Origin of the sequence: Propionivibrio sp., assembly GCF_029255185.1 — a bacterium.
Lineage (GTDB): Bacteria > Pseudomonadota > Gammaproteobacteria > Burkholderiales > Rhodocyclaceae > Propionivibrio.
This window is the reverse complement of record NZ_JAPUVO010000055.1, coordinates 1-9,824: the sequence shown is the minus strand read 5'-3', so window position 1 is coordinate 9,824 and position 9,824 is coordinate 1. Positions and strand designations below refer to the sequence as shown.

General features: G+C 57.4%; 8 protein-coding genes. 3 read left to right on the top strand and 5 right to left on the bottom strand.

Going from position 1 to position 9,824, the window contains the following annotated elements:
* Positions 1 to 161 precede the first annotated feature (161 nt).
* Together Q1J43_RS01720 and Q1J43_RS01715 are read right to left on the bottom strand one after the other, a co-directional pair.
* Positions 162 to 1,037 carry a phosphoribulokinase gene (locus tag Q1J43_RS01720; RefSeq protein ID WP_301100579.1) on the bottom strand — a complete coding sequence of 292 codons (876 nt, stop codon included), beginning with the start codon at positions 1,035 to 1,037 and terminating at the stop codon, positions 162 to 164.
* A 52-nt stretch (positions 1,038 to 1,089) separates the two neighbouring features.
* A complete protein-coding gene (locus Q1J43_RS01715; RefSeq protein WP_301100577.1) occupies positions 1,090 to 2,166 on the bottom strand; it encodes a class 1 fructose-bisphosphatase in 1,077 nt (358 codons plus the stop codon).
* 325 nt (positions 2,167 to 2,491) lie between these two features.
* Between Q1J43_RS01715 and Q1J43_RS01710 the strand changes: the two genes are divergently transcribed.
* On the top strand, positions 2,492 to 5,734 hold the full coding sequence (locus Q1J43_RS01710) for a carboxypeptidase regulatory-like domain-containing protein (RefSeq protein ID WP_301100576.1): 3,243 nt from the start codon (positions 2,492 to 2,494) through the stop codon (positions 5,732 to 5,734).
* A gap of 1 nt (position 5,735) precedes the next feature.
* Here the strand turns inward: Q1J43_RS01710 and Q1J43_RS01705 are convergent, their stop codons facing one another.
* Positions 5,736 to 6,731, bottom strand: coding sequence for a FecR domain-containing protein (locus Q1J43_RS01705; protein WP_301100575.1), 996 nt, complete (start codon positions 6,729 to 6,731; stop codon positions 5,736 to 5,738).
* A gap of 412 nt (positions 6,732 to 7,143) precedes the next feature.
* Between Q1J43_RS01705 and Q1J43_RS15850 the strand changes: the two genes are divergently transcribed.
* Positions 7,144 to 7,317 carry a DUF4160 domain-containing protein gene (locus Q1J43_RS15850; RefSeq protein WP_366141818.1) on the top strand — a complete coding sequence of 58 codons (174 nt, stop codon included), beginning with the start codon at positions 7,144 to 7,146 and terminating at the stop codon, positions 7,315 to 7,317.
* Positions 7,289 to 7,549: a DUF2442 domain-containing protein gene (locus Q1J43_RS01700; RefSeq protein WP_301100574.1), complete on the top strand. Its 261-nt coding sequence runs from the start codon at positions 7,289 to 7,291 to the stop codon at positions 7,547 to 7,549. The genes Q1J43_RS15850 and Q1J43_RS01700 overlap by 29 nt, the downstream gene beginning before the upstream one ends.
* Positions 7,550 to 7,591: 42 nt before the next feature.
* Here Q1J43_RS01700 and Q1J43_RS01695 read toward each other — a convergent pair whose 3' ends face one another.
* Together Q1J43_RS01695 and lnt are read right to left on the bottom strand one after the other, a co-directional pair.
* Positions 7,592 to 8,017, bottom strand: coding sequence for a bacteriohemerythrin (locus Q1J43_RS01695; protein ID WP_301100573.1), 426 nt, complete (start codon positions 8,015 to 8,017; stop codon positions 7,592 to 7,594).
* An 18-nt stretch (positions 8,018 to 8,035) separates the two neighbouring features.
* On the bottom strand, positions 8,036 to 9,592 hold the full coding sequence (gene lnt / locus Q1J43_RS01690; RefSeq protein WP_301100572.1) for an apolipoprotein N-acyltransferase: 1,557 nt from the start codon (positions 9,590 to 9,592) through the stop codon (positions 8,036 to 8,038).
* Positions 9,593 to 9,824: the final 232 nt, after the last annotated feature.

Below are 9,824 nucleotides of genomic sequence, written 5' to 3'. Positions count from 1 at the left end.
CCATGAGTCACCCCAAAAAGACAGAAAACTACACAATTCCAAACGCTGTGAACAGCCCCTCTGTAACTCATTGAGCGTAAACGATTATTTCTGTGGGTCGACGACAATGGCATTCGCATTTTGATGCAATTGCCCTGGGTGGCAGCAGCGAAAGGCTTGACTTAACGTCTGTGGCGCTTCTTGTCCATGGCCTGCATGATCAAGGGGGTGAAGATGATCTGCATCGCCAGACCCATCTTGCCGCCAGGGCAGACGATGATGTTCGGCCGCGACATGAAGGAATCGTGGAGCATGCTCAACAGGTAGGCAAAGTCGATGCCACGCGGGTCGGCAAAGCGGATCACCACAAAGCTTTCGTCAGGCGAGGGGATATCCTCGGCAATGAGCGGGTTGGAGGTGTCGACGGTGGGCACCCGCTGGAAATTGACGTGGGTCTGCGAAAACTGCGGGCAAATGTAATTGATGTAGTCCGGCATACGGCGCAGGATGGTATCCATCACCGCTTCAGTCGAGTAGCCGCGCTGCGCCTTGTCGCGATGAATCTTCTGTATCCATTCGAGGTTGATGATCGGCACGACGCCGATGCGCAGGTCGACATGGCTGGCGACGTCGAACTTTTCGGTTTTGACCGCACCGTGCAGACCCTCGTAAAACAACAGGTCGGAGCCTTCTGGAATATCCTGCCATTCAGTGAAGGTGCCTGACTCTGCGCCGTAGCGTTTGGCCTCTTCCTCGTCGTGGATATAGTAGCGGCGTTTGCCACCGCCTGTTTCGCCGTATTCGCGAAAGAGATCTTCCAGTTCGCCGAGCAGATTGGCTTCCGGGCCGAAGTGGCTGAAATGATTGTCGCCGGTGGCCGTCAATTCGGCCATCCTGGCTTTCATTGCGGCGCGATCGTAGCGGTGAAAACTGTCGCCCTCGATAATTTCAGCGTTTATTTTCTCGCGCCGGAAAATGTTCCGAAAAAAGCGCGTGACCGACGTGGTGCCTGCACCTGATGAGCCGGTAATGGCGATGACGGGGTGTTTGATCGACATGATGTCTGTCCAGTGGTCTTTGAAAAGTTTCCGGGGTGAGTGCAGTCATCGTTCAATTGCTGTGGAACAGGGTGCGTGTGGCGAAAAGGGGGGAGCTGAAGGGCTTGTCTTCACCGCTCAAATACTCCTGGTGGTAGCGATCGATGCGCTCGACTTCGTCGCGTGATCCGAGAATGACCGACACCTGTTCATGCAAACTGGCAGGAAGCACCTCGCTGATTCGCTCGTAACCGGTCGAGGCCAGGCCACCAGCCTGTTCGACGAGCATCGCCATCGGGTTCGCCCGGTGTATCAGTTCAAGGCGACCGGGTTTGCTCAAATCCCTGGCGTCACGCGGATACATGAAAACGCCGCCGCGCATCAGGATGCGATGTACGTCAGCGACCATTGCGGCGGCCCAGCGCATGTTGAAATCTTTCTCGCGAACGCCGGTCTTGCCGGCCAGACATTCGTCAACGTAGCGGCGAATGGGCGACTCCCAGAAACGCTCATTGGAGGTGTTGATGGAAAAATTATGGGTCGAGGCCGGGATTTGAAGTTTTGGGTGAGTCAGCAGAAAATCGCCAATTTCGCGATCCAGGGTGAAACCGTGGGTCCCGGTGCCAACGGTCAGCACCAGCATCGTCGATGGGCCGTAAATGGCATAACCGGCAGCGACCTGGGATGAGCCAGGCTGGAGAAAATCAGCGACCGACGGTTCGGTGCCCTGGTCGGCGCAGCACAGTACCGAAAAAATGCTGCCAACCGTGAGATTCACGTCGATATTCGAAGCGCCATCAAGCGGCTCGAATGCCAGCAGATACCTGCTGCGCTGGCCGGCAAAGGGGAGTGGGCAAATGTCTTCCATCTCGCCCGAGGACAATGCCGAAAAATGGCCGCCCCACCCGCAATATTTGAGAAAGGACTGGTTGGACAAAATGTCGAGCGTGCGCTGTGTTTCGTCCTGTGCATCCTGGCTTGCCGCATGGCTGGGTAGTTTGGCGAGCGCGCCCTGTGAAACGATGTGCGCGATGGCCTTACAAGAGCGCACGATGTCGCCAAAAAGCATCGAAAAGTCACCTGTCAGGGCGGGATTGCGGCGTTGCTCTTCAAGCAGAAACATGTCAACGTTGGTGCATCCAAAGAGCATGGCATGACTCCAAGAAATACATGACCTTCAAATATCGTTATTGAGCGGATAGACGTATTTCGTCAAGTGAAAACGAATCAATGAGAAACGCAACTATACGCCAGCTCCAAATATTTTCGTCACCTCTCCTGCGCAACAAAACTCTTGCCATGTGCGCATTACAGGTTGATACTCGCCAAGCTGCTGTCCGCTGTTCGATCGCCGTGGATTGCGGCAGTTCAAGGTGCATGCCTCAGCAATAGGGGTGGCGCGAGGGAGTAAGTCGTCAATGGGATGCACGTTCCATTGATGGGGAATCCAGACTCGCTAAACAACGGAGGTCAGCATGCGAATTGAATTGAAAAATCGCGTCTTACAATCATTGCTCTGTATTGGTATTTTGCTCTTGGGCCTGTTCGGTTCCGCCCACGCCAGCAACCGGGTTGCCGGTACGCTCACCTTAGTTCCACAGAATATCCGACTTACCGACATCGATATGGTGTTGCGTGAGGCGGTCACGCAGCAGGTGGTGGCCAAGGCGACTACCCGGCTAGACGGTAAATTCTCATTTGAAGCACCTAAGCCCGGCGTCTACGTGGCCTGTTGGAAAGTCTCCGGCATCACGGGTTGTACGGGGCGAATTTTTGTCAAACAGCACACCACGTACCTGGGTGTGGTCTCTGCGAAATCCGAAGGCCGGTTGATTACCGGCACCGTACTAAACGCAGACCAGCGGGCTTGTTGGGTGAATGACCCGTTCTTTAAGCTGGATGTATCTACCCAACTGACATTGCTTGATTTGCACGGCAATGTGCTGCGCAAAGGTGTGCGCGCCAATGTGGCTGGTCAGTACGCCATTGGTGGCGTGTCGGCGGGTCGCTATGACTTGACGGCTGAGTGCGAAAAATCCAATACCAAGGCGCGCGTGTCCGTTGGCGGCACATCGCCCGTGGTCAATCTGACCCTGCCCAACCATGCGCCCACCATAGCAAGCTTGGGTGTTTATGACGGCACCATTGGCCTTAGCCGCGCCGCTGCGGGCAGTACGGTGCGTGTGCAAGCGGTGCTGCGTGACAAAGACCAGGACCCGGTGGAATACCTCTGGCGCACTCTGGACGGCTATGGAACCATCACCGGTACCAATGCGGCCCAGCAAGACTGGAATTTGCCAAGCAAACCTGGCCTGTATGCGGTGTACCTGATGGCGCGTGATGGTAAGGGGGGCTACGCTTACAAGCGCATGTCGCTCACCGTGGGTGCGCCTGATGTGCCTTTCTCTGGTCGAGTAATTGACGAGACCACGCAAGCACCCGTAGGTGGCGCCACAGTGAATGTCAGCGGCAAGACCGCAACCACCAATGCGCAAGGCTGGTTCGACTTGAACGTGCCACCGCAAGCGCCGCCTGAGCGTTATGTAGTGAACATCAGCCATCCACAGTATGCGCAACAGTCGCACCCCTTTGATAAAAGCGTCACTGGCGCGACCTATGAATTGATCCGCGCACAAGTTACCAGCCACGATCCCACGCAAGATATCAAGATCGTGGATGCTGGCAGCAGCGGCCCCTGCGGCACACCCGGTGGCAAAGCCGTGTCTGTGAGCACCGCTCCAGGCAAGGACAACACTACGCACACTGCTGCGGTGGTGCCTAACCGAACCCAAAAGCGTGAAAAGGCCTGCCGCCACATTGGCGCACAAGTGGTCATACCCGCTGGCGCATTGGTGGATGCCGATCAACGCGCACCGCAGGGGCAAGTCACCATGGCTCTGGCCACGCTGAATCCGGCACGCCGCTCATTGCCGGGTGACTACCGGGCGCAGGGCAGCAATGGTGTACCAGCCGAGCTGGAAAGTTTTGGTGCGGTGTATGCCGAATTCCGCGATGCGGCCGGTAAGCTGCTCAACCTCAAACCGGGCGCTGTTGCGCAACTGCGCGTTCCTGTATCCGCCGCGCAGAAGCCCAATGCCAAACCCACGATCGCCATGTGGTCGTACGAGGAAAAAACCGGCCTCTGGCTGGAAGAAGGCAAAGCTACCCTGAAGAACACCCCGCAAGGCTGGGCTTACGTGGGTAACACCAAGCACTTCTCGACCATCAACATGGACGTGGCAGGCTCCGACCCAAACTTTGCGACCTGTGTGCGCCTGCAAACGGGTAACTCGCTGTCGGGTTGGGGGCCACTGACCTTGCGCGCCTATGTGTCGTACAACGGGACCTCGGTGCAGGTTAAGGAAACGGTGCTCGATTCAGATCAGTACCACGCCATCTACCGCATCCCCTACACCGCGCCTGCTTTCCCGCCCACTACCCTGCGTATGCAGATTCGTGGGGCCTACAACGGACAACAGGTGGTGTTGCTGGACAAAATCATCAACACCGACGTGCGTGAGACGGCATTGCGCACCACGCGCCCTGGACCGTTGACCGAACTGTGGCCGACCGCCAATAACTACGAGGTCTGTGGCGATGCCATCGTGCTGGAGGCTGATCCCATTACATTGCCGGACTACGGCGACATTGATGCATCAGGCCGCCCCGCGTTCCTCAATGGACCTTACGGTGTTTTCCTGCCGGAGGATGGTGAACAAGTCGCCACCGACTACTACAACGCCATCGCCGGCGCAGCCAAATCCAATCTGGGTGACTGGTGGACTGCAAATACCTTTGCGGCAGATGGGAGCGGCGGTACTCGGGCTGCATACCTCAACCACAATGACCTCGGTTTCGGCCGCGATATGAACTGCAAGAAGAGCGGCAGTGACTTGGCCTGCTACGTCACCAATTACGGCTTGCCCGACCAAAATCTGCAAAATGCGGATGATGCGGAGAACAGAACTCCTGGCAAGCGTGGTGCGACGGTAACCATGGAGTATAAGAATGCTGCGGCCTTGGACCGGCGGGTGACGTTCTACGTGTACGGTGGCGGTGATGCCTCTGCACCACGCATCAAGTTTGCCGATTTGGACGGCATGGGTCCCAAGTCGGTACCACACCTGTGCCTGGTTTGCCACGGTGGCAGTCCCGTCATGGATCCGGTCACGAAGGAAGCGACGTTTGCACGTTTCCGCGAATTTGACTTGCCTTCGTTCAAGTACTCCGGCAGTCGTTCGTGGGATTTTGCACCGGCGGTCAACACCTTGACTGCGGCCGAAAGCAATAACTTCGGCGCTCTCAATCAAATGGTGCGTGACACTCAGCCGCCAACCAGTGCAGTTAAATCACTCATCAACGCGTGGTACCCCGGCGGGGTGTTCACCGTGCCTCCCACAAAGCCTGCGGTGCCCAGCGGTTGGAGTGTTGGTGCGGCGATCAACGGCCAGAGCCCGGCCCAGGTGGTAAATGATTACCACAAGGTGTATGGGCAATCGTGCCGCACGTGCCACATTGCACGCGACGAGGGTGACGCAACGGCCTTCATTTTGTTCGATGATGCCAATAACTTTGCTGGCGCAACCGCCAGCAAAGTATGCGGCTCACCCAAGGTGATGCCCAATGCGTTTGTAACTTACAAAAACTTTTGGACTGACTTGCAGCGTGTCATTGACTACCGGGCGTTGACCGGTAGGACAGTTGCGAACTGCCAATAAATCAGGGCAAGACACGCGCCTTATCGTAGGTAGGAAAGCGGGCCAGCAGCGCATTGGCTGCTGCTTCGCTTTCCAAACCAACGACGCGAACCTGATAGCTGTGTTTGCCTTTGCCCGGTACGGGTTGGATGCTGACGGGATAGCCGGCGGTGCGCAGCTCGTCGTAGGCTTGGAACGCATCGGCGATCTGCTCGGAAGCAACGAAAACTACCTTGTAGTTGCCATCCACGCGCAGCACGGGCTGATCGGCGGCGATTTCCGTTTCTAATGACCACAGGCGTATTTGATCTGGGCTGACCGAACCGACAGGGTTCGCCGGTTTGTCCTTGAGCGCTATATAAAACTGCAAGGGTTGGTCCAAAGTCAGCGACTCTTTGGCGTCGTTCAGTTCGCGGTCTATGCTGATCTTGCCTTCAAGCAGGCAGACGATTTCGCGGTCAGGTCGCTGGGCGCCCCACACATCGGTACCTCGAATGCCTGCGGTGACGGTGGAAATCTTGATGTCCACTTCGCGCTTGCTGCGCAATTTGCTGAGCGTATCGGTCGTAAAGCGGAATGCACCGACGACAAGGTTAAGCGCAGCACGCAAAGTGATCTCGTTATTCTCGCGGGATGCTTCGGCGCGGTTCAGATTCAATTGGGCCTTTTCGCCGAGCTTGACGGTGCTGCCGTCTGCCAGGCGGAGCAACAGCCGGGCATTGGGCCCGGTAAAAACATTGTCCTGGCTGCCCAGCACCGCCCCGGGGGACAAAGGCTGCCGGCTGCTTGAGGATGCTCGTTCCACCCAGGCGGGAAGTTGCACTCCTTCCACCGTGGCAGCCGCTGGCGCGGCTTTATCGGCGGGAGCCGCATGGGCATCCAATGCAATGCTCAATGCCAGCGTTGTGACAAGTACCGTGAATTTAAAAGGAACCATAACATCCTCCCGTTTAGTCTTGCGAATGATTAATCGGAATCGGAATATCGACTCGTTCAAGTGATTGAAAAAAGCCGACACAGACTAACACGCTTCGGAGACGAATTCGGAGGTGCCGACGCGGTCTGGCGCCATCGTAACATGGGCATGAAAATTTTAATGGCGATGCCAGACCAGGATGTCAGGCCAGCAGGACAAGGCTCAAGGACAAGGCTCCAGGTTGCTAAATTTGCTGATGGACGGCACAATTCACGCCAGATGTACATCTGTCGAGGGCGGGGCTTTTATGCGCACCACCGAATTCTCAGGCTTGTGCCATCACATGGGAATCACGTCGATGGGCAGACGCATTCAAACCGAAGGCCCCGCGAGGTTTTGTCAGCGCCTGGCCGAATTGCGCCAGGCGGCCTAGGGTCAGGCGCATGCCCACGGTGCTGCGAGAAGGGCCGCATCGGTTTTATTTTTCAGACACGAGCCGAATGAGCCGCCGCATATGCATGTGGATCGTGACACCAGTTCGGCACAGTTCTGGTTGCAACCGGTGGCGCTGGCCCGCAGTTCGGGTTTGAGCGCCAAGGAGTTGGGCGAGATTCAACGTATCGTGAGAGCACAGCAGGCAAGCTTATTGGAGGCATGGCATGGGTATTTTGGCAATCAGCGCGGATGAGCGCGTCAGGGACGTACGTTTCAGTGACGACAGCCTCACCGTCGATCTGATGGACGGGCGCACAATCTCGGTGCCGATGGCGTGGTACCCCCGCCTGATGAACGCGACACCCGAACAGCGACACCAGTGGGAGGTCTGTGCAGGCGGCTTCGGCATCCATTGGTCGGAGGTCGACGAAGATCTTTCTACCGAAGGCCTACTGCGCGGTGCGCCGGCACCGAGGCCACATTAGCGAATCGCAGCCCTAGCCCTTCAAGGAAAAGGGCTCTTCGTTCTATTGTTCCGGCGTTTCAGCGGAACTCTTCCTGCGCGCCAGAAAATTGCGAAACATGTAATCGCTATCGACGATGTGATTGACCAGCCAATCCTTGACAAATTTCATGGTGTCCATCTCAAGGTGGATATTCTTTTCCTCGAAAGACTGGCGCAGGTTAAAGATGGTTTCAATCATCGATTCGTGGATTTTCTGGTGCTCGACAAGCCTTGGGAAACCAGCGTCGCGCATGATGTCTTCCTCGTGCCGGAAGTGCGTTTGCGCGTAGTTCACCAACTGGTTGAGTAGGTGAGCGATTGATTGTTGGTCACGTTTTTCGAGCCAGTGGTCATGAAAGGCGTTGATCCGACGAAACAGCTCTTGGTGTTCGGCATCAATGACCTCATTGCCGATCAGATACTGGTTGGACCAGGAAAGCAGTGCCATGGAATATTCTCCGCAGTGTTAATCGCCTGCTTCGGAGGATACTGCGTTGCGCCTGCGGAGGAAAGCAATGAGCAACAGCACAAGCACAATCACTGGCCAGTTTCCCCAGCGCACATAGGGTGTGGCACCAGTGTAGGCCTGGACTTCGCCGCGCAACGCGGCGCGAGTGTAGGGCTGGAGAACGCCTTGGACGGTGCCGTCAACGCCAATAATGGCAGTCATTCCGGTGTTGGTCGCGCGCAGCATCATGCGTCCGGTCTCAAGGGCGCGCATCTGGGCGATTTGCAGGTGCTGCGCTGGTGCCAGCGAATCACCGAACCAGGCGACGTTGGACAGATTGACCAGTAGCGTGGCCTCCGGGAGGGCGCGGATGATTTCCTCGCCAAAGGCATCCTCGTAGCAGATATTGACGGCGATTTTCTGCCCGGCGATTCGCATTGGAGGCTGTTTGCTGTTCCCGGGGGTGAAGTCCGACATCGGGATATTCACCAGACTCAGAAACCAGGCAAAGCCTGGGGGGACGAATTCGCCGAAGGGCACCAGGTGCGATTTGTTGTAGCGCTGTTCTGGCGATATGCCAATGCTGACTGCCCCATTGGCATATTGTCCCTGAGCACCGATCGGAATGCCGAACAGCAGGTCGCCCTGCTGACGTTCGGCGAGTTTTTTGAGCGCATCGAGATAGTCGCCCGGAACCTGCTCAAGAAAAGCCGGCAAGGCCGTTTCAGGCAAAACGGTCAGTTGCGCCGGATTGTCCAGGGCCAGGCGGTAGTAGGTGAGCAGCGACTCGTTGAGTTTTTCCGGCCGCCATTTGAGATCCTGCGCGACATTGCCTTGCAACAGGGCGACTGCGAGTGGGGCGCCCTGCGCTACGGTCCAGCGCTGGTTGCGCAGGAGACCGCCGCCGCTGAGCAGCATGACGACCGTCAACAAGGGAACGGCCGGGCACCATGGGCTCCAGCGCGCATGGTTGATCCTGCGCAGAATTGTTTCACAACTGAGTGCGGCGGTCAGCGCGGTCGCCAGGGAAACGCCGAAAACGCCGAGCAGCGGGGCAAAACCGGCGAGCGGGCTGGACGGAACCTGCGCATAGCCAACGGCTAGCCAGGGGAATCCGGTAAAGACCCAGGCCCGCAGCCATTCGCTGAGCGTCCACAAGGCGGCAAAGAACAGGCTGCGCTGCCACCAGAGCGACGGAGAAAAGCGGACAAACACGGCGCCGACCAGCGCCGGGTAGGCCGCAAGTACGCAGCAGAACAGGACGGTGGCCAGCCCGGCCAGCAGGGTCGGCATGCCGCCGAACAGGCTCAGGCTGACATACACCCACGATACGCCGGCGATGAACAGACCAAAGCCAAAGGCGGCGCCGAGCAGCGCGCCTTCGCGGAAGCCCTTGGTTTTTGTGGTGATCAGCAGCGTGAACAGTCCGCCCAGCGTGAGCCAGAGCAGTGGGAACCAGCCCAGCGGGGCGTAGGCGGTAACACTCGCGGCGCCGAGCAGTAGGGCGCTGGTCAGGCGTCTAGCAGCCTGTCGGGCTTGACCAAGTCGGCTACAAAATGTGGGAAGACGGCTCATTTTTGCCCGTGTTTCTGCGCGAATAGAATAACTATTCGCTTGAAACCCGTGCAAAACTGCGCTCGTCCCCCACATTTTTCGCTTTGACCCATCAAGTCCGACAGGCTGCTAGTCTTACTGTGTCACATGGCATGATTGCCTGCTCCACAGCACGGACAGCGCTGAAGTTTGCGGGCGATGGCTTGCGCGATGAGGAATCGCAGCGTTGGAATCGAGTCAGGTACATGCCGCT

Bases quoted from the DNA above. Each gene is read 5' to 3' on its own strand.
- Q1J43_RS15850 (WP_366141818.1), top strand. From the start codon at position 7,144: ATGCATGTGGATCGTGACACCAGTTCGGCACAGTTCTGGTTGCAACCG.
- lnt (WP_301100572.1), bottom strand. From the start codon at position 9,592: ATGAGCCGTCTTCCCACATTTTGTAGCCGACTTGGTCAAGCCCGACAG.
- Q1J43_RS01720 (WP_301100579.1), bottom strand. From the start codon at position 1,037: ATGTCGATCAAACACCCCGTCATCGCCATTACCGGCTCATCAGGTGCA.
- Q1J43_RS01715 (WP_301100577.1), bottom strand. From the start codon at position 2,166: ATGCTCTTTGGATGCACCAACGTTGACATGTTTCTGCTTGAAGAGCAA.
- Q1J43_RS01695 (WP_301100573.1), bottom strand. From the start codon at position 8,017: ATGGCACTGCTTTCCTGGTCCAACCAGTATCTGATCGGCAATGAGGTC.
- Q1J43_RS01710 (WP_301100576.1), top strand. From the start codon at position 2,492: ATGCGAATTGAATTGAAAAATCGCGTCTTACAATCATTGCTCTGTATT.
- Q1J43_RS01700 (WP_301100574.1), top strand. From the start codon at position 7,289: ATGGGTATTTTGGCAATCAGCGCGGATGAGCGCGTCAGGGACGTACGT.